This window comes from Streptomyces sp. NPDC054863, assembly GCF_053610825.1.
Genome location: NZ_JBSGZD010000002.1, coordinates 13,884 through 31,721, shown reverse-complemented (window position 1 = coordinate 31,721; position 17,838 = coordinate 13,884). Strand labels below are relative to the sequence as shown.

15 protein-coding genes are annotated in these 17,838 nt (G+C 69.5%); 8 read left to right on the top strand and 7 right to left on the bottom strand.

Going from position 1 to position 17,838, the window contains the following annotated elements; genetic code table 11:
- Positions 1 to 64: 64 nt before the first annotated feature.
- From ACWGIG_RS00705 to ACWGIG_RS00680, 6 genes are all read left to right on the top strand, one after another.
- Positions 65 to 1,453 carry an FAD-binding oxidoreductase gene (locus ACWGIG_RS00705; RefSeq protein ID WP_453319277.1) on the top strand — a complete coding sequence of 463 codons (1,389 nt, stop codon included), beginning with the start codon at positions 65 to 67 and terminating at the stop codon, positions 1,451 to 1,453.
- Positions 1,434 to 2,669 carry an ATP-grasp domain-containing protein gene (locus ACWGIG_RS00700; RefSeq protein ID WP_453319276.1) on the top strand — a complete coding sequence of 412 codons (1,236 nt, stop codon included), beginning with the start codon at positions 1,434 to 1,436 and terminating at the stop codon, positions 2,667 to 2,669. Before ACWGIG_RS00705 ends, ACWGIG_RS00700 begins: the two co-directional genes overlap by 20 nt.
- A 137-nt stretch (positions 2,670 to 2,806) precedes the next feature.
- On the top strand, positions 2,807 to 4,129 hold the full coding sequence (locus ACWGIG_RS00695) for a preATP grasp domain-containing protein (RefSeq protein ID WP_453319275.1): 1,323 nt from the start codon (positions 2,807 to 2,809) through the stop codon (positions 4,127 to 4,129).
- Positions 4,130 to 4,147: 18 nt separating this feature from the next.
- Complete coding sequence (locus ACWGIG_RS00690; RefSeq protein ID WP_453319274.1) at positions 4,148 to 5,107, top strand: LLM class flavin-dependent oxidoreductase; 960 nt, start codon at positions 4,148 to 4,150, stop codon at positions 5,105 to 5,107.
- A gap of 100 nt (positions 5,108 to 5,207) precedes the next feature.
- Entirely contained in the window at positions 5,208 to 6,440 is a 1,233-nt protein-coding gene (locus tag ACWGIG_RS00685; protein WP_453319273.1) for an MFS transporter, read from the top strand.
- A gap of 60 nt (positions 6,441 to 6,500) precedes the next feature.
- Complete coding sequence (locus ACWGIG_RS00680; RefSeq protein ID WP_453319272.1) at positions 6,501 to 7,466, top strand: AfsR/SARP family transcriptional regulator; 966 nt, start codon at positions 6,501 to 6,503, stop codon at positions 7,464 to 7,466.
- On the opposite strand, the gene ACWGIG_RS00675 is transcribed toward ACWGIG_RS00680, so the two are convergent.
- From ACWGIG_RS00675 to ACWGIG_RS00645, 7 genes are all read right to left on the bottom strand, one after another.
- A complete protein-coding gene (locus ACWGIG_RS00675; protein ID WP_453319271.1) occupies positions 7,392 to 8,102 on the bottom strand; it encodes a class I SAM-dependent methyltransferase in 711 nt (236 codons plus the stop codon). The two genes, ACWGIG_RS00680 and ACWGIG_RS00675, sit on opposite strands and share 75 nt — an antisense overlap.
- Positions 8,103 to 8,215: 113 nt before the next feature.
- Entirely contained in the window at positions 8,216 to 9,322 is a 1,107-nt protein-coding gene (locus ACWGIG_RS00670) for a site-2 protease family protein (RefSeq protein WP_453319270.1), read from the bottom strand.
- Positions 9,323 to 9,416: 94 nt separating this feature from the next.
- Positions 9,417 to 11,597 (bottom strand): lantibiotic dehydratase, encoded by a 2,181-nt coding sequence (locus ACWGIG_RS00665; RefSeq protein ID WP_453319269.1) that lies wholly within the window; start codon positions 11,595 to 11,597, stop codon positions 9,417 to 9,419.
- A 3-nt stretch (positions 11,598 to 11,600) separates the two neighbouring features.
- Entirely contained in the window at positions 11,601 to 12,476 is an 876-nt protein-coding gene (locus ACWGIG_RS00660) for a hypothetical protein (RefSeq protein ID WP_453319268.1), read from the bottom strand.
- Positions 12,476 to 13,297, bottom strand: a complete 822-nt coding sequence (locus ACWGIG_RS00655; protein WP_453319267.1) for a DUF692 domain-containing protein — start codon at positions 13,295 to 13,297, stop codon at positions 12,476 to 12,478. Before ACWGIG_RS00655 ends, ACWGIG_RS00660 begins: the two co-directional genes overlap by 1 nt.
- 108 nt (positions 13,298 to 13,405) lie before the next feature.
- Positions 13,406 to 13,609 (bottom strand): hypothetical protein, encoded by a 204-nt coding sequence (locus ACWGIG_RS00650; RefSeq protein WP_453319266.1) that lies wholly within the window; start codon positions 13,607 to 13,609, stop codon positions 13,406 to 13,408.
- 8 nt (positions 13,610 to 13,617) lie between these two features.
- Positions 13,618 to 14,769, bottom strand: coding sequence for a glycine amidinotransferase (locus ACWGIG_RS00645; protein WP_453319265.1), 1,152 nt, complete (start codon positions 14,767 to 14,769; stop codon positions 13,618 to 13,620).
- Between the two features lie 470 nt (positions 14,770 to 15,239).
- On the opposite strand from ACWGIG_RS00645, the gene ACWGIG_RS00640 reads away from it, so the two are divergent.
- Together ACWGIG_RS00640 and ACWGIG_RS00635 are read left to right on the top strand one after the other, a co-directional pair.
- Positions 15,240 to 16,229, top strand: a complete 990-nt coding sequence (locus ACWGIG_RS00640) for a hypothetical protein (RefSeq protein ID WP_453319264.1) — start codon at positions 15,240 to 15,242, stop codon at positions 16,227 to 16,229.
- Positions 16,226 to 17,809 carry an ABC transporter substrate-binding protein gene (locus ACWGIG_RS00635; protein ID WP_453319263.1) on the top strand — a complete coding sequence of 528 codons (1,584 nt, stop codon included), beginning with the start codon at positions 16,226 to 16,228 and terminating at the stop codon, positions 17,807 to 17,809. Before ACWGIG_RS00640 ends, ACWGIG_RS00635 begins: the two co-directional genes overlap by 4 nt.
- Positions 17,810 to 17,838 lie beyond the last annotated feature (29 nt).

Here is a 17,838-nt window from a genome sequence, read left to right as displayed (position 1 = left end):
CGGCCGACCGTACGGCCGTGCACCGCGCTCCGAGCAACCGATCCGCAGCGAGGTGCTGACCCAGATGGAGTGGCTGGATCCTGACCATCCCGACTACGACGCCGCGCGCCGGGTCTGGAACGGGACGCACGACCGGCGTCCCGCACGTATCGCACGGTGCTACGAGACGGCGGACGTCGTCGCCGCACTGCGGTTCGCGCGGTCCGCCGGGCTGGAAGTCTCGGTACGCGGCGGTGGCCACAACGTCGCGGGAACGGCGGTCGCCGACGGCGCGGTGATGATCGACCTGTCCGGGATGCGGCGGGTGAGGGTGGATCCGCAGCGCCGCGTCGCGTACGCGGACGGCGGCTGCCTGCTGGCGGACCTCGACACCGCGACAGCCGCGCACCAGTTGGTCTGCCCCACCGGCATCATCTCGCGGACCGGTCTGGGCGGGCTCGCACTGGGCGGCGGATACGGCTGGCTCAGTCGGCGCTGGGGCCTGACCTGTGATCATGTCCTCGCCGCAGAGGTGGTGCTCGCGGACGGCTCGGTGATCGAGGCGTCGCAGGAGAGCCACCCGGACCTGCTGTGGGCGCTGCGCGGCGGCGGTGGCAACTTCGGCGTGGTCACCCGTTTCACCCTGTTGCTGCGGCCGGTGACGCCGTTGTACTGCCATACCGATCTGTACGAACTGGACCAGGCGCCGCAAGCTCTACAGGCGTACCGGGAGTTCACCGGCCATCTGTCGTCGGAACTGCACGTTGCCGGTGGTTTCAAGATCGCCGGCGCCTATCCGGGCCGGGACGGCGGGCTGCCCGCCCGGCTGAGGGGCAGACCCGTCCTCTCCCTGACCGCCGTCTGGTTCGGACGGCCCGGCGAAGAGACGGCCGCGATCGAGCCGCTTCACGAAGCCGCACCCCCCGCCGTGTCGACCGGACGGACGACGACCCATGTGGAGCTCCAGGCGAGGGGCGACCACGAACGGCCGCCCGGCAACCGCTACTACACCAAATCGACCTACCTGGACGATCTGACTCCGTCGGCCGTCGAAGAGTTCGTGGCGACCGCCCGCGGTTTCCCCTCGCCGCTGTCCTCCGTCCAACTGGAGTATCTGCGCGGCGCCGTCGCCGACGTCCCGGAGGAGGACTCCGCCTTCCCCGGGAGAAGCGCTCCGTACATCTACACGGTGTCCTCCCAGTGGACCGACCCCGCCGACGACGGGGTCCACATCGAGTGGACCCGCGGAGCCGTGGAACGACTGGCCGCGTACCGCCACGGCGGTGCCTACGTGAACTACGTCCAGGACGGGCGGAGGAACGAGGTCGCCGAAATCTACGGAGCGGCCAGGCTGGCACGGCTCGCCGTCGTCAAAGCGGCCTACGACCCGGACAACGTCTTCCACTTCAACCAGAACGTCCTTCCGGCCCCGGCCGGCGACCGAAGGCAGGCACATGCGCATCGCGGTGGTTGACGGCTTCTCGGCAGGCCGGCTCCTGGTGGAGGAACTGAACCGGCTCCATGCCGAATGCGTCCATCTGAGAACCAAACCCGACTTTCGCGAGTCGTACACCCGGGGCTTCGACCCGACCGCGTACATCCAGGACCTGGGCCACACCGCCAATGTCGAGAAGGCGGCGGCGGCTCTCGGCGAACTCGGCGTGGACAAGGTGGTGGCCGGCGCCGAGTCCGGAGTCGTTTTCGCCGACGTACTCGCGCACCGCATGAACCTGCCCCACAACCGGATCGAGACGGTGCGCGCCCGCCGCGACAAGTACGAGATGGCGCGATGCGTACGGGACGCGGATCTGGCGGCCCCCCGCGGGACCCGCGTCACCTCCGCCGACGCGGCCGTGGCCGCCTTCGAGGACAACGGAGGCCGCACTGCGGTCGTCAAACCGCTGGCGAGCGCCGCCACCGACGGTGTGCACGTGTGCAGGAGCGCCGATCAGGTCCGGCGGTTCGCCGAGGAACTGCTGGGCAGGAACGACTGCTTCGGCGATCCCAATCACGCGGTCCTGGTCCAGGAATACCTGGAGGGCCAGGAGTTCATCGTCAACACGGTGACGGTCGAGGGCCTGCACAAGGTGGTGGACATCTGGCGCTGCGTCAAGATCGGCGGAACCGGCGGTGAGCCGGTGTACGACTACCACGAACCGGTCCGGCGGGGCGGCGCGGAGGGCGAGAGCGTCGTCGACTTCGCCAAGCGGGCCATCACGGCTCTCGGAGTGGTCAACGGTGCGGCACACATCGAGGTCATGCTCACCGGGGCGGGACCGGCCCTGATCGAGGTGGGCGCGCGGCTGATGGGCTCCACCCGGCCACGGTTGCACGAGGAGTACTCGGGGACGTCACAGGTCCGCCTGCTCGCGCTGGCGCTCACCGACCCCGACGCCTTCGCCCGTTTCCCGGACGACGAGGTCCGCTGGTCCCGGGAGATCCGGCAGGTCTACCTGATCAACAAACGCCGTGGGTACTGCGAAACCGGACGCTGGCGGGACCTGCTGACGTCCCTGGAGACCTGCGTCGCCATCGACGCCGCCATCGCACCCGGCGCCCTGGTGCCGCAGACCGTCGACCTGGCCACCGTGCCCGGATACGTGTACCTCGCCGCTGAGAGCCAGGGACCGATCATGCGTGACTACGAGGCCGTTCGCGCATGGGAGGAAACGGATCTCTATCTGTCCTAGGCAGTGAGTCCTGGGCAGTGAACGGCACGGCCGCCCGAGAGCCGGCCCCGCCGTCGACCGAGCGCGCGGGGAACCTGCTTCCGCGCCCCCGGCCCGCCGCTGGAGCCGACCCGACCGAACCGAAGGGGTAACCGCACATGACACGACTCCTCATCGCCAACTGCTTCACCGACGAACTCGCCGGTGACACCGAACGACTGCCGCAGGCCCATCTCCAGACGGCTGCCGCGTCCTCCCATCTGCTGCTGTGGTTCGCACGGGACGGCGACGTCATCGTCCTGCCCGTGGAGCCGGAAGCCGAACTCCTCGCCTACATCACGTCATTGACCCGCACGGACACCTCCGCGCTACGGTTCCTCACCCCGCCGGCCGGGCAGTCGGGCACCGAGCTGCTGACGGCCGAGCGCCTGGCCGACGAGGAGTTCCGCGCGAAGCTCCGCAAGACCCTGAACGGCGATCCGGTCGACACGATCATCGCCCTGACACCGGACGCGGGCGTGGCCTCCCTGGCGCGTTCGCTCGGAGCGGAGGATGCCCTTCCGGGCTATGCGTTCGTCAGCCAGGGCGGCGGCACGCTGGTGAACAGCAAGGCGGTCTTCCGTGCCGTGGCCGCCGGAGCAGGGGTCCCGCTGCCGGAGGGCGCGGTGTGCACCAACCGCAAGGACGCCGAAGACGCGATCATGGAACTGCACGACCAAGGCCTTCCCGTCATGCTCAAGCGTGACTTCTCCTGCGGCGGTCTCGGCAACGAGATCCTCAGTCCCGTACCCGGCCTGGTACCGGTCGGCGCCGGACGCCTGCTGGAGGTCGCCGGACGTTCCGCCGTGCGGGAGTACCTCGACGACCGGTGGGCATGGCTCACCAACGAGGAGCGCTACCCCGCGGTCGTCGAACGGTACTTCCCCAACAGCCGGGCCATCACGGCCGAGTTCATCATCAACGACCACACTTCCGTCTTCTCCCAGCAGGGCGAGATGTTCTCGGCTCCCGTCGCGAACGCCCAAGTCATCCCGTCCGTGGACATAGGGGCCGGTCCGCTCGCCGTCCTGGTCTCCGCCAGCAGCCGGCTGTGCGAGTCGCTGCGCTCGCTGGGATACCGGGGCTTCTTCTGCGCAGACGCTGTCCTGACCCAGGACGGGGACGTCCGATTCACCGAGTACAACGGCCGGATCACCGGCTCCACCCACCTCTACGCCGTGATCGGAGAGCACGTGGTCGGGCCCGACTACGCCGAGGGCCGGGTGATCGCGGAGTACAGCGGCTGGCCGGTTCCGTCGTTCTCCGCCGCGGTGCGGCGGCTCGCCGATTCCGGTTTCGCCTACGACCGCGACACCCGTACGGGCGTGGTCCTCACCAAGGCGTACAGCCAGGCGGACGGCACCGTCCGGTACTGCGTCGTCGCCGAGAACATCACCGCCGCCGGCCGCATCCACGAACAGGTCGAGTCGCTCTTCCGCTGAGCACGAAGGGACCCGCTCATGCGCTACGGGATCGTCATTCTTCCGGAGACCCCTTGGCAGATCGCACGCGAACGATGGCGCATGGCCGAGGAGTTCGGATTCGACCACGCGTGGACCCACGACCACCTCATGTGGCGGTCGCTGCGCAAGGAGCCCTGGTTCGGCTGTGTGCCCACCCTCACCGCCGCCGCCGCGGTCACCTCCCGCATCGGCATCGGCACTCTCGTGGCCACCCCTGAGTACCGGCATCCGGTGACCTTCGCCAAAGAGGTCATGACCCTCGACGACATCTCGGGGGGACGGTTCCTGTGCGGTCTCGGTTCGGGCGCGGGGGGCCATGACGAGCGGGCCATGGGAGGGCGTCCACTGACCTCCGGCCGGCGGCAGCAGCGTTTCGAGGAGTTCACCGAACTCACCGACATGCTGTTGCGCCGCCCGGAGACCACCTACCACGGCACCTGGTACCGGGCGGACGGCGTGCAGATGCGCCCGGGATGCCGCCAGCGCCCGCGTACCCCGCTGGCGGTCGCCGCCGCAGGCCCCAGGGCGATGCGACTCGCCGTCCGGTACGCCGACATCTGGGTCACCAACGGGACACCCGGCCGCTTCGACGCACTCCCGTACCGGCAGGCCCTGCCGCTGCTGCGACAGCAGTCGACCGCTCTGGAAGAGGCCTGCGCGGAGTCCGGGCGTGACCCCGCCACGCTGCGCCGGATGCTGGTCACCGGGTCGACCACGGGCGGAGTGCTCGCCTCGGCAGCGGCCTTCCAGGACGCCGCGGGGCTGTTCGGCGAAGCCGGCTTCACCGACCTCGTCGTCCCCTGGCCGAGGGACTCGCCCCCGTACGAAGGGAAGTTGGCCGTACTGGAAAGCATCGCCGGGACACTCGGCGGTCCAGGCCGGCCGGCGGCCCCCGACCGGGATTCCGAACGCCCTGCCTGGGCCGCGCCGCCCTACACTTCGGCGTGCGTCACCTGATCCACGGCGCCTTGGCCGGACGGCACCCCACCACCGAACGAACCGCCGAGAAAGAAGCGCATGGAAACTCACCGCGGGCGGGGGGACAACCGTTAAACCCATGGGACTCCTCGTGGATGTGACCCCGTTACGGCGCTACCCGGCCTTTCGCCGGCTCGTCGGCGGGCAGTGCATGACACTGCTCGGCAGCCAGGTCACGCAGGTCGTCGTGCCGTGGCAGGTGTACTCGCTCACCCAGTCCTCGGTGAGCGTGGGGGCGGTCGGACTGGCAGCCCTGGTGCCCATGGTCGTCTGCGGCCTGTACGGCGGGGCCGTCGCCGACTCGATGGACCGGCGGCGGCTGATCCTGCTGGTCGCGTCCTGCTCGGCGCTGGTGAGCGTCGTGCTGGTCGTCCAGGCGCTGGCGGGGCTGAACAACCTCTGGCTGCTGTACGGATGTGTCGCCGTACAGGCAGGCCTGTTCGCCGTCGACCTGCCTGCCAGACGAGCGCTGGTGGCCAGGCTGGTCGGGCCCGACGACCTGTCGGCGGCCAACTCGCTGCTGTTCCTGGTCTTCTCCGTCGGCTTCATCGGCGGTCCGCTGATCGGCGGCGCCATGGTGGTCCTGGGCGGCTACGCGGTGGCGTACCTCGTGGACATCGTGGCCTTCGCGGTGGCCGTCACCCTGCTCCGGGGGCTGCCGAGCCTGCCACTGGCGGGCGGCGGGCGCCGGGCGGATGTGGGATCCGTCGTCGAAGGGCTTCGCTTTCTGTGCAAACGTCCGGTGCTGTGGATGTGCTACGGGCTGGACATCGTCGCGACCGTCCTCGCGATGCCGGCCGCGCTGTTCCCCGCCCTGGCGGTGGAACGTTTCCACGGCACTACCGCGACGGCGGCCTACCTCTCCGCCGCGCTGGCGGCGGGGCACCTGCTGGGCACGGTCCTCAGCGGCTGGCTCGCCGCGGTGCGCCGGGTCGGAGTCGTGTCGATCACCGTGATCGTCGTCTGGGGAGTGGCGCTGGCGGCGTTCGGACTGGCCCGTGAGTGGTGGCTGGCGCTGCTGTTCCTCGCGGCGGCGGGGGCGGCCGACACCTTCAGCGCAGTACTGCGCTCCTCCGTGCTCCAGCGGGAGACACCGGACGCGTTCCTGGGCCGGACGGCGGGGGTCTGGACCGTCGTCGGAGCGGGCGGCCCCCGCCTGGGCGACGGCCGCGCGGGATTCGTCGCCGGATTCGTCGGGCCCGGAGCAGCCGCGGTGGTGGGTGGTGTCACCTGCGTCGTGGCGGTGCTGGCGCTCGCCGCCGCGGTGCCGTCCTATCTGCGCTACCGCATCGCACCGCACCAGGACAAGTGATCCGCCAAGGGATGCGCTCAACGGAACACGATCAGTGAACTCCTCGACAGGAGGGCCAACATGACCGCAGAGACAGTGCTGGGCGCGCAGCCGCCGACCGTACCGCTCCGCCCCTCACCGGCCATGCCGACGTACCGCCTCATCGGGGCCCCGGGCATCAGCGACGCGACCGGACACAGACTGGGCCCGAGCGGCATGACCACGACACTGTTGGCCGTCCTGCTGCTGCGCTCCCATCGCGTCAATGAGAGCGACGACCTCATCGCTCTGCTGTGGCCCGGATCGAAGCCGCAGTCCGCCCGGTCCAACCTCCGCCAGTACGTGTCGAGACTGCGCCGCTTCCTGCGGGACGCGGCTCCGGCGGGGAGTGCGGTACTCAGCTCGGCGGGCGGCGGCTATCTGCTGGAGGTACACCGCTGCGAGCTGGACCTCACACGTTTCGAGGACCTGGCCGTCATGGGGCGGCGGGCGCTGGAAGCGGGGGAGACCGCCCTCGCCCGCTCGTACCTGGAGGTCGCGATCGATCTCTGGAGGGGCCCCCTCTGCCAGGGGCTGGTACTCGCTCCCCAGTTGGAGAGCGAAGTCCTCTACTGGGAAGACCTGCGGTCGGCGGCGCACCAGATGCTGGTGCAGACCCGGCTCCAGCTCGGCGACTACGGACGGGCGATCGCCGAGATCCGCCGGCTCCTCGTGGTCAACCCGCTCTCCGAGGAGCTGTGGGGCATGCTGATGCTCGCGTTCTACCGCTCGTACCGCCGGGGAGAGGCGCTGGAGACCTACCGGCTGGCCCGCAGACGGGTCGTACAGGACCTCGGGGTCGAGCCCACCACTCAGCTGAGACAGCTGAACGAGCGCATCCTGAGCGGTGACTGCCCACCGGACGGCTTCGGCTGGCCGATACCGGGAACCACCCGGTGGAAGTCCGTGGCCCCGTCGGTTCCTTCCGGCGCTTCATGCCGCTCCACGGCGGGCCACCCCCAACCGCCAGGCCAGCGAGAGGAAGTCGTCCCCCGATTTCCGCTGTGACTCGGCGAGCAGGCCCGTCAGCAGAGCGCACACCCGGTCGCGTGCGGCGGCTCCCGCCCGCCGGTAGTGGTCGTGGGAGGTGGGGGCGAGCGCGGCGAACTCCGGCCAGTAGTCGTCGATTCGGGCGATGGGGAGCCGGTAGTCCGACCGCCGCCAGTCGACAGAGGCGAAACCCGCCCCCCGCATCCAGGCGCCGACCCGGTCGGGCGTGAGCTCGAACGGCCCGGTCACCGCGGAGGGGAGACGAGCCTCCTCGACCACCCGTCCGACGGAGGCCGCACCCAGGGTGATCAGCCGGCAGTCCGCAGGGCTTCCCCACAGCTGTACGACGGCTACGCCGCCCGGGCGCAGGACCCGGAACGCCTCGGTGAGAACCCGCGAAGGATCGGCGAACACCCACAGGCCGGCCACGCAGAGCACGGCGTCGACCGAACCGTTCCTGAGGGGAAGCCGATGGGCGTCGGCCTGCACCCAGTCGCATCCCCCCTGGGCCCCGGCGCTGGCCGCGAGAGACAGTGCCTCCCCGGAGAAGTCCATGCCGATCGCCCGTGAACCGGCGGGAAGGCCGCGCACCGGACCACCGGTGCCACAGGCGATGTCGAGGACGGCCCCCGCCGAAGGAAGCGACCGCGTCACGGCCTCGGACACCGAGGCGTGCAGGGCCAGGCCGGCGCGGCTGGGACGTCCCCGTACTCCTCCGTGATGCACCTGATCCCAGTGGTGCGGCCGGTGATACCCGGGAGTGGCCATCAGCGGCCCCCCGAAGGCTGGACCGAGAGCCGGTACGCAGCCCAGAACACCAGGCCGGTGGCCGCCGCGGAACCGATGGCCGAGGCCGCGGCGAAGCACAGGTAGAGCAGCCGGTCCCCACCGCTGGTCCGCCGGGCCCGGCGGGGGTCGTTGAAGGTGTCCGCCAGGTGGTCGAAGCTGCGGCTGCGCAGATGGGGCCGCCGTAGCCACAACTCCAGAAGGAGGTACGCGTCGCCCTCCAGGATCGGAATCAGGGTGGGAGCCATACCGACAGTGCCGGCGGCGAGCATGTACAGCCCGGTCAGCCGCACGGGATCCGGGCCGTGCCCCAGGTACCAGAGCAGTCCGCCGAGCGCGGCGAACACCAGGCTGCCGAGGGGGCCGGAGACGACGGTCACGACGCGCGAGGGCACCGGAAGCCGCTGCCACGCGGCCTGGTCCGGTTTGGTCCAGGCGAAGGGGATGAGCCAGCGCAGCCCGATGCTCACCCGCTCGACCTGGATGCCGTAGTGGCGGCACGCGACGGTGTGCCCGCCCTCGTGGAAGAGGGCCGACGCGACGAACGCGGCGAGAAAGCCCAGCAGACCTGGCCCTCTCAGCGCGTCCAGCAATTCCTCGGTGATCATGCCGACCCGCGTCGCGAGAGCCGCCAGCGTCAGGGCCGCACCGACGGCCGCGACCAGGACCACGGGGCGGGTGGTGAGCCGTCGCAGGGGCCGGTCGAACCGGTCGAGGACGCGCGTGGGATTCCCCCCGGCGAGCTCGATGGTCGAGCAGCCGCGCCACCACGCCCTCAGACGCTGCCAGTTGACCCCTCGTACCGCCGCCCCGCCCGGTTCCAGAACGCCCAGGCGCAGCAGTCTGGTCTCGAAGCGGCGTGCCGCGTCGACCGAAAGGCCCGGCCTGTTCCCGTTGCTGGAGGCTCCCACGATGTCGGTGTAGCTGCGGGCCCCGTCGAAGCGGCGGGCCACACCCAGCTCCCTCGCGCCCAGCACCCACCGTCGCGACGAGTCGGGATCGCTCACCTCCGACCGGCCGTCCGGACCCGGATCACCGACACGGAAGCGGGCCGGGAAGATCCCGCGGACGATTCTGTCGCCGGTCACCCTCTCACCCTCTCTGCGTCGCTGGTCGCTGGTTCGCTGGTTCGCTGGGTCTCTGCGTCTCTGCGTCTCTGGTTCTCTGCGTCTCTCGCGGGGCTCACACGACGAACGACATACGCAGTTCCGAGCAGAACCGGCCGTCGTCGGTGCGCAGCCACAGCTCGTCAGGCCCCGGGCTCATCTCGGTGAGCCGGACCCGGCTCGCCCGATGGACGGTCTTCGCGAAGGTGTCCACGGCAAGCGGATTGCGCCAGTCGAGATAGATCGGCTTGGGCTCGGTGTCGGCGAGGAAGTAGCAGTGCCGCGGCAGGCCGTGCCCGCGCGCCCAGAGGGCGAACGCCGCATAGTCCTCCCACACTTCGGCCGACCGGGTCCCCGTGGGCAGCTCCGTCGTGTCGAAGGTCCAGGACCGGCGCTTGAGTTCCACGCCCTGCCAGCGGATCCGCTGCGGCAGTACGCCGCCGAGGACATCACCGGCCAGGGCGAAGAGCACCCGGTGCAGGTCCGTGGAGAGCACCGTGACGATGTCCTCCTCCTGGCCGGACCTCCGGTCCAGGAAACGCAGCAGTCCCTCGCGCTCGACGACCCGCCCCCGGCCGGCCGGGATCCGGCGCTCCGGAGGGCAACGGCTCGTGCTGCCGGGCAGCGTGATCTCCCAGAGGTGGGGTACGACCGGCCACTCGATGCGCGAGCGCTGATAGGTCTCGTCGCCCGCGGCGAGCAGGATCCGGCCGGGCGCGAGCAGCCGGTCGGCCTCGGCACGGGCCGCGGCGGCGGCCTCGCCCAGGAACGGCATCACCACGGGCTGAAGCGCGGTCAGCACCCCCGGGTGCACCTCACCCACCACGATGCGGAAGTCACCGTTCTCGATGGCTTCCCGATCGCGTGCGGCCAGCAGTATGTCGGGGGAAGCGATCCCCACCCCGAGCACGGAGCCGAACCGGTGGTGCTCGGGGGTGGCAGCAGTGAGCGCCGTGGCGATACGCGTCAACCCCTCGGGCGACAAGGTCACTTCGTCCGCCGCGCCGTCGGCGAGCCCGGACCAGGTGCGGTGCAGAATCTCCCGCAGTTCGCCCGTCACTTCCTGGTGGAGCCGTTCGCACTCGGAGCTCCGTACCGCCTGGAGAAAGAGGGGGAAGTCCACCGCCGCGTTCTCGTCGCGGGGCAGCGTGGCGTGGACTTTCGCGTACCCGTCGTGCAGGCGGGCCGCGGCGCACTCGGCGACGATCCGGAAGAGCCCCAGCACGCCGGTGAGCCGCTCCCGCAACGAACGGGCCAGCGGCTCCCCCAGGGTGACCGCCAGATTGCGCTGACAGTCCTCGTACACGGGGAAGCGACCGACGTACATCTCGCCCTGGCGGCGCCGGGTGTCGACGCCGAGCGCGGCGAGCGTCCGCCCCATGCTGTCGAGCAGCTCCCGCCGTCTGCCGCGCCCGGCCGTCTCGAATTCATGCCGCATGGTTTCCAGGCTGCCCACGGCTTCGCGCACCGCCGGCAGCCCGTCCGCCGGTCCGCCGGAGTCGATCACGTCCCCGATCACCCGCATCGGCTGCTCGGTTCCCGGGGCGAGGCGCAGCTCGGTGGTGATCAGGCGGGTCGCGGTCCGGCGCGCCGACGGTGTGGCCGCGTCCAGGGTGCGCGCGTCCAGGCGCCCTTCGTCGGCGAGCCGCAGCAGCCGGGCCGTGTCGTCACTGACCAGAACCTCTCTGCCCAGGGGGACCCGTACCCGTCGGCCGAGGACGTCGCACCCGCTGTGGAGCACCAGCGGCAGTACGTCTCTCAGCCGCCCGTCCTGGCTGAGGACGTCGCACAGTCGGCTGACCACCCAGTGTTCGAAGAAGACCTGCCTGCGATGCAGGGTCCCCCTGTTCGGATCGAGCGGCTCGGTGCGCAGGGCCTGGGAAGCGGCGGCGTCCACCTCTCCCCAGGCGAGCGGTCCGAAGAAGCTGCAGGTGTCGTTCTTGGTGTGGAAACGCTGGAGGTAACTCCACCCCAGGCGAAGGCGCTGGCGGGACTTCGCGTTGATGGTGCGGGAGGTGGTCTCGCCGAGGGAGGCCAGCCGGTCCAGCGCGTCGGGGTTGGAGAGCAGCAGGGCTTCGGCGGCGTCCGGACGTACCAGCAGATCGGCGAGGATCCCGCGCGCCCGCTCCTGGTGCTCCCGGAACCGCCGCTCGTCCTCGGCCGTGGGGTTCTCGGGCGTCAGGTCCGAGGGCAGGGCGAGAGAGCCGAGGTCGTCGAAGGGGAAGCCGGTGGAGCGCAGCCAGAACAGTGTGAACATGTCTCAGCCCCGGCCCGTGGGTGCGGCCACGACCCCGAGGGAGCGGAGCCGGTTCAGGGTCTTGTGATCCTGGCCGGGTGCGGCCGGGTGTCCCCGTTGCTCCAGCTCCTTGGCCAGTTGCGGCAGGTCCCTGGGGCGCCCTTTCAGTATCCGCAGGATGTCGGCGGCCCGGTGGGGGACCGCCACGATGCGCCGGGCGTGGTCGAGCGCGGGCAGGAAGACGACGTAGTGCCGCGGCACGGCCGGTGGCACCGAGCGGCCGACCGCGCCGCTGTCGCGCAGCCACTCGGACAGATCGCGATCGCTGCTGTGGATCCCGCAGGGCGCGCACACACGCCATCGCCCCGCCGTCGAACCCCGGTCGTCGGTCGTGGGGCCGGTGCCGGCCGAGACGCCCCGGTCGTCGGTCGTGGGGCCGGTGCCGGCCGAGACGACCACGTCGGCCGCCGCGCGTTCCAGACCGATGAGATCGGCGAGGCCGGTGATCTTCATGAGCGCCTCGTCCGCGGCGAGGTGATCCAGGATCTGACGGCCGAACGCGTACACGAAGGGGCCGGAGTCCACCCATGCCCGGCGGTCCAGCAGGTCCACGGCGATCGCACGGAGGTCGACGCCGTTCGCGAGGAGCGCACGATGGGTCAACGGCGCAACGGTCTCAAGGGCGTTGAAGAAGGAACTCACCAGACGGAAGCGGTAGCTGTGGACGAACATCTCGGTGCCCGCCGGATGCTCCGCGTAGGCGCGGGCCACCTCGGCCTCCGACGCGTCGAGTCCCAGAGCGGTGGCCCGCTCGTCGATTCGGCCGCCCAGAACCGCTTCCCGCAGTCCGGGCTCCCGGAGAATGCGGCGCCACACGCGCCAGACCACGGAGGCTTCCATCATCGGACTCCCGGGTGTGCCGACGCCGCGTTCCAGACGCTCCTGGCGCGCGCCAGATCGTTCTGGATCATCTCCAGATCCTTCTGCCCGCCGAGCACCCGCGTGCCCTCGTGATGGCAGCGCCCCTGGTATTCGAGGGTGACGGCAGCCGGCGAGGCCCGCTCCAGCAACCATTCGAGCATCTCCCACACCGGCTCGGGCACCGGACTGTCGTGCCAGTCGTGGTAGAAGCCGTCATGCCAGCTGCCACCGGCGAGGTGCACCGCAATGACGCGGTCCAGCGGAAGTTCGGCGAGGTAGTCGTCGGTGCGATAGCCGGGCAGATTGAGCGAGTTGGCATAGATGTTGTGCAGGTCGAGATGCAGATAGGTGTCCGCCCGCTCGACCAGCCGGGCCATGAATTCCGCTTCCCGCAACTCGGCCCCCGGCGTCTTCAGGTAGTAGGCCGCGTTCTCGTGCGCGAGGGGGATGCCATAGGCGTCCTGGAGCCGCCGCGCCCGGTCGGCGACCCGCACCACCTCCGCACGGGAGAACTGGAGCGGACTGCTCCAGATGTCCAGCCAGGAATTGTCACCGTAGAAGCAGTGGTCGGCGACCCAGGGGCTGTCGATCTTCCGCGCCATCGGCACGTGCCGACGCATCGCCGGTGTGTCGTCCAGCGGAAGGAACCCGAAGTCGCAGCCGTAGTTCGAATGGGCCAGCAGCGGTCGCCGCCCTTTGAGTTCCAGCAGGCTCTCGAATGCCCCCGGAAGGAAGAGATAGGGGCTGTCCAGTGGCCCCATGACGGGATCCAGCAGTACCTCGTAGAGGTCCACATCCATGGAAGTGAACGGGAACCAGTCGAGGATTTCCGGGTTGTACTGGATCCCGATTCCTATACGCTCCGGCCTGTCGATGTCCGTTGCCTCATTTCGTCTCTTCCCGTCGGCCTATCCGAAAACCTTGCTCTCGATCACTTCGAGGTCGTCGAGCTGGAACTCCTCGAACCCGTCATCGGGTTCAGCGACCGGCGCGACTCCCTCGGTCGCCCCGGCCTCCGCTGCCGGCTCCGCAGCCCTCGGCTCGTGTTCTGCGGACTGTGCGGACTGTGCGGACTGTGTGGGATCTGCGGATTCTGCGGATTCTGCGGACATGAACGCTCCTAACTCAGGTAGTTCTCGGGCACGGAGCCCTCACGAACCGTGTCCAGCGTGAAGCAGTGCAGGCCGCCGCCGAAGATGCGCCGGTGCCGGTGCCGGAAGGGCACGACCGTGAAGCCGTGCTGCTCCATGACACGGATCAGCTCGCCGTTGGCCTCGTTGATCATCACGGTGTCGGGGCTGATCGACAGGATGTTGAGGTCGATGTACGGGCTGGTGAGGATCAGGTCGTCGTTCTCGTACTGGGGGAAGTTGTTGGCGTCCGGCTCCGGGGCGAAGATCATGTCCCAGGCGCGCAACGACTCGGGCAGAGCCTCGACTATGGCGGGCGTCCGCACCAGCAGCAGCCCCGGCCGTAGAGCCAGCACCATGCTGTCGACGTGGCCGTCGGCGAGCCCGTGCACCCGGTGGACCCTGATCCGCCCCTCCAGGTGGCGCTCCAGCCAGTCGCACGCCATCTCGTGGTTGGCCGTGGCGACGTTGACCAGCAGGTCGCCGCCGAGACGGACGCACTGAGCGCCGTCGAACATCATCTCGAAGCCCACGTCGTACGGCGACGGCTTGGGCTGGGCGATGAACTCCACCGGCCCGCCGTTGACGTAGGAGGGGTCGAAGGAGGAGTCGGTCATCAAGGGCCGCGGCATCACCGACCACCGGGCTCCCTGACGGAAGTACTCGTTGAAAACAGGCGTCAGGAACTGGGTCTCGAAGTACCGCGAGCGGACCTGCGGCGGCGTCTCGATGATCTCGCCACCGATGATCAGCGTGTTGTCCCGGATGTTCAGCGGCGGTACCACAGCCGCCGACCAGGCAGGCGTCCTGACTTCGATGGAGCCCTCCACCGAAAGCGGCCGGTGGACGGTCACCCCCAGGGACTTCAGGATGTCGACGATTCCCTCGACGTCCTCGTTGAGTTCCTCGACGTAGCGCCGCTTGATCGGCGACCGCCCGGAGTTCGCCTTGCTCTCCGGATCTTGCTGCGGTGGATTGAGGTGCGGGTAATACATGCGGTCGTGGAAGGACTTCTGGTTCGATATCTGGTCGTAGAAGAACAGCTCGAAGGAAAGTTCCCGTTCATGCCACGAGTAGTTCTCTGCCGAACCCACAATGATCTCTTTGAGCGGGGACCATTCGTCATAGCTGTTCAGCTGCATCCTGTCCTCTTCCTCTACGGCTCAAGTCAGGGACGCTACTCAGCGGGAGCATACTCAGCGCATATGAGCCGCATTCGGCAGTGCCGGAGGAGGGGGATGAACAGGCTGGTGACGCCGTGCCGGTAGGGGGCGTGGGACGGCGTGCGGGCATGCCGGGCAGCATCGGCAGGACCGGACCGGCCGTGAGTACGCAGCGAAGGAACGCCTTCTCGGCCCGGGTGGTCGCCAGCCGCTCATGAGCGGGCCCACGTGTCAGTTTGAGCCATTCAACTCATCGTCTGTGCCTGCCTGTTGATGCTTCGTATAGTCATTTCCCCACAGTGGGGCGACTGCCCCTGGGCGCACCGCAGGGACGGGAGATGCGGGTGAACCACAAGCCAGTACTTACCCGCGTTGTGTCAGGGCTGTTGATGGAACCCCGACACCGGCGGAGTGTGGGCAGCCGACTGCGGCGCAAGGGCGGGCCACCGGTGATCGAGGTTGTCGGGCTGAGCCGTACGCAGCAGAACGAGCTCCTGGAGGGCTTCCACAGCAGGTACTGGGGCCGGCTGCCGGTCAATTTCCCCGACGTCCCGGTCACGGACGAGGGGGTGGCCGACTCCTTCTGGTACCTGTCGACCGGGATGTTCGGCCTGAGCGGCCCCATCGGGTCCTGGCAGAGCCTCACCTTTCCCCGGTTCGCGCTGGGGCTGCTCGCGCACACCTGGGCCGTCAACCACACGAGCCCCAGCTTGCAGGAACTCCAGCACGCCCACCAGTGGCTGGTCAGGGAGTTGCGCAAGAAGCGGGACGAGGATCCGCTGAGGCCGGGGCGCGACCAGCTGATCAGGGAACTGGAGGAGAAGCTGCCCGCGTTCGGCCGGGGAGGTTCCGCGCTGGCGATGACCTCCGCCGTGCTTCGCTTCCTGTTGCCCCGGCCGACCCCCGGACGGGTCGCGCTGCGCTGGTGGGCGAGGGCGCTGAAAGTGCCGCGGGGCGGCGCCAATTCACGGCCGCGCGCGATCGCCATCCGGCTCTTCCACTTCTTCCGGCCGCGTCAACACCATCCGCTCGACACCGAAGCGGTGACGGCGGAGGAGGCCCGCAAGGCCCACAGGAACGAATTCCTCGCGGCGTCCTTCCTCGCCGACCTGGACGCGCACTACGGGCGCTACCGGCGGCTCAACAGGGATCAACCGCCCCTGCTGGTCCTGAAGGTGCGTGGCGCCGAGGAAAGGGCACTGCTCGACACACTCCTCACGGCGTACCGGACGGCGTTCCGGGACCAGGGCAGAAGAAGGACCGTCACCCGGCCGGTCGTCCTGGTGGTGAGCGACGACGAGGCGAGCGGACTGCCGCCGGCGGCGCCGATCGACGAGCTTGAGTCCCTGCTCGACTCCTGGACGCTGCGCCTGGAGGGCGATGTGCGGGAACGGCGGCTGTTGCGAGTGACTGTACGGAGCAGGGAGGAACGGCCATGACGGAGCGCGCTGCGGGGCACGGGGGTATGGGCCCGGTCGCCATTGTGCTGTCGGTCCTGGCGGTGGTCTGCGCGGTGGCCGCAGCGATCGTCTTCTGGCCCGAGGATCCTCCGCCGCCCGACCCCTGCGGGGAGGGCCTGCACACCAGCGGCGACGAGTGCATCGGGGTCACGGCGGGGGACCGGGTCTTCATGCCGGAGCTCGCCGACGTCACCCGTCGCATCAAGGAGGAGAACCTGCGCATCGCCGCTCAGCCGCACGTCACCATCGCCTTGATGATCCCGATGACCTCGGACCACATCGAGGTCAGGAAGCAGATCCTGCACGAGGTGCAGGGGGCCTACATCGCCCAGTACTACGCCAACGGCGCCGACGCGGCTGCCAAGAAGGACGGGGAACACCCCAAGATCCGGCTGGTCCTCGCCAACCCGGGCAAGGACCGCGACCAGTGGCGCCCCGTCGCCGACCAACTGGCCGCCATGGCGAAGTCCGGGGACAACCTGCGGACGGTGTTCGGCTTCGACCTCAGCGTCAAACCCACCGCGGACGCCATCAAGTACCTCACGAAGGACAAGAAGATCCCGGTCGTCGGCGGTCCGATCACCGGCGACGAGTTCTCCGGCTACCCCTTGTTCGCCAGGATCGCACCCACGAACAGCGACCAGGCGGATGCGCTCGTCCACTTCGACACGAAGCTGGACCTGGAGCGCGCCATCCTCGTCCAGGACACCAGGTCCGACCCCTACAACAACTCTTTGCTGCAGGCGTACGAGGAGAAGCTCCGCAAGTCGCCGCACGAGCCCATGCCCTTCGAGTCGGAGGGGACGGACATCGAAGGCGGCCTGTCCAGCGAGTTCAAGCGGATGGCCACGGACATCTGTGTGCTCCGGCCCGAGGTCAACACCGTCTACTTCGCCGGCCGCCCCGTCCACCTGCGCCAGTTCCTCAACGAGCTGGCCAGGAACCGCCCGTGCAAGAGCCAGCCGTTCACGGTGGTCAGCGGCTCGGGTGCCTCGACGCTGTACTCGGACGAGAAGCTCGACTGGGCGGCACTGCGCGGTGAGGGCGGCACCGGGCAGAGGTGGCGCAAGGTGACGGTGCAGTACACCTCCATCTCCCACCCGGACGGGTGGCTCTCGGCCAAGGCCCCCAAGACCGGCGGTTCGTCGAAGGCGATCAACGCGCTGAAGGAACGGCTCAAAGCACCCACCCCGGTCGGGCCCATCGGGCCGCCCGACATCTACGACTCACGCACGGTTTCGGTGCACGACTCCGCGCTGACCGCCATCGAAGGGATCCGTCTGCACGCGGAAGGCCGGAAGGAGGCCTACATCCCGACCCTCCGCGAGATCGGCCGCGACTGGAACGGCCTGCGTGGAGTGCACAAGGTCGACGGAGCGAGCGGGTGGATCTGCATCGACAACAACGGCAACGCCTACAACAAGGCGGTCGCCATCGTTCGACTGGACCCCGAGGTGAAGCACAAGGATCCCACTTTCGTCGGCCTCGCCTGGCCGAAGAAGACGCCGCCGCCTCAGGGGCAGGAGGGGGCCGAAGCCTGCCAGATCCCCCGGCAGTAGCCCACGTGACCTTTGGTGAACGCCGCGGC

What these genes read in the sequence shown, in the direction of transcription:
- ACWGIG_RS00705 (WP_453319277.1), top strand. Translation starts at nt 65, where the DNA reads ATGGAGTGGCTGGATCCTGACCATCCCGACTACGACGCCGCGCGCCGG.
- ACWGIG_RS00700 (WP_453319276.1), top strand. Translation starts at nt 1,434, where the DNA reads ATGCGCATCGCGGTGGTTGACGGCTTCTCGGCAGGCCGGCTCCTGGTG.
- ACWGIG_RS00695 (WP_453319275.1), top strand. Translation starts at nt 2,807, where the DNA reads ATGACACGACTCCTCATCGCCAACTGCTTCACCGACGAACTCGCCGGT.
- ACWGIG_RS00690 (WP_453319274.1), top strand. Translation starts at nt 4,148, where the DNA reads ATGCGCTACGGGATCGTCATTCTTCCGGAGACCCCTTGGCAGATCGCA.
- ACWGIG_RS00685 (WP_453319273.1), top strand. Translation starts at nt 5,208, where the DNA reads ATGGGACTCCTCGTGGATGTGACCCCGTTACGGCGCTACCCGGCCTTT.
- ACWGIG_RS00680 (WP_453319272.1), top strand. Translation starts at nt 6,501, where the DNA reads ATGACCGCAGAGACAGTGCTGGGCGCGCAGCCGCCGACCGTACCGCTC.
- ACWGIG_RS00665 (WP_453319269.1), bottom strand. Translation starts at nt 11,597, where the DNA reads ATGTTCACACTGTTCTGGCTGCGCTCCACCGGCTTCCCCTTCGACGAC.
- ACWGIG_RS00660 (WP_453319268.1), bottom strand. Translation starts at nt 12,476, where the DNA reads ATGGAAGCCTCCGTGGTCTGGCGCGTGTGGCGCCGCATTCTCCGGGAG.
- ACWGIG_RS00655 (WP_453319267.1), bottom strand. Translation starts at nt 13,297, where the DNA reads ATGGATGTGGACCTCTACGAGGTACTGCTGGATCCCGTCATGGGGCCA.
- ACWGIG_RS00650 (WP_453319266.1), bottom strand. Translation starts at nt 13,609, where the DNA reads ATGTCCGCAGAATCCGCAGAATCCGCAGATCCCACACAGTCCGCACAG.
- ACWGIG_RS00645 (WP_453319265.1), bottom strand. Translation starts at nt 14,769, where the DNA reads ATGCAGCTGAACAGCTATGACGAATGGTCCCCGCTCAAAGAGATCATT.
- ACWGIG_RS00635 (WP_453319263.1), top strand. Translation starts at nt 16,226, where the DNA reads ATGACGGAGCGCGCTGCGGGGCACGGGGGTATGGGCCCGGTCGCCATT.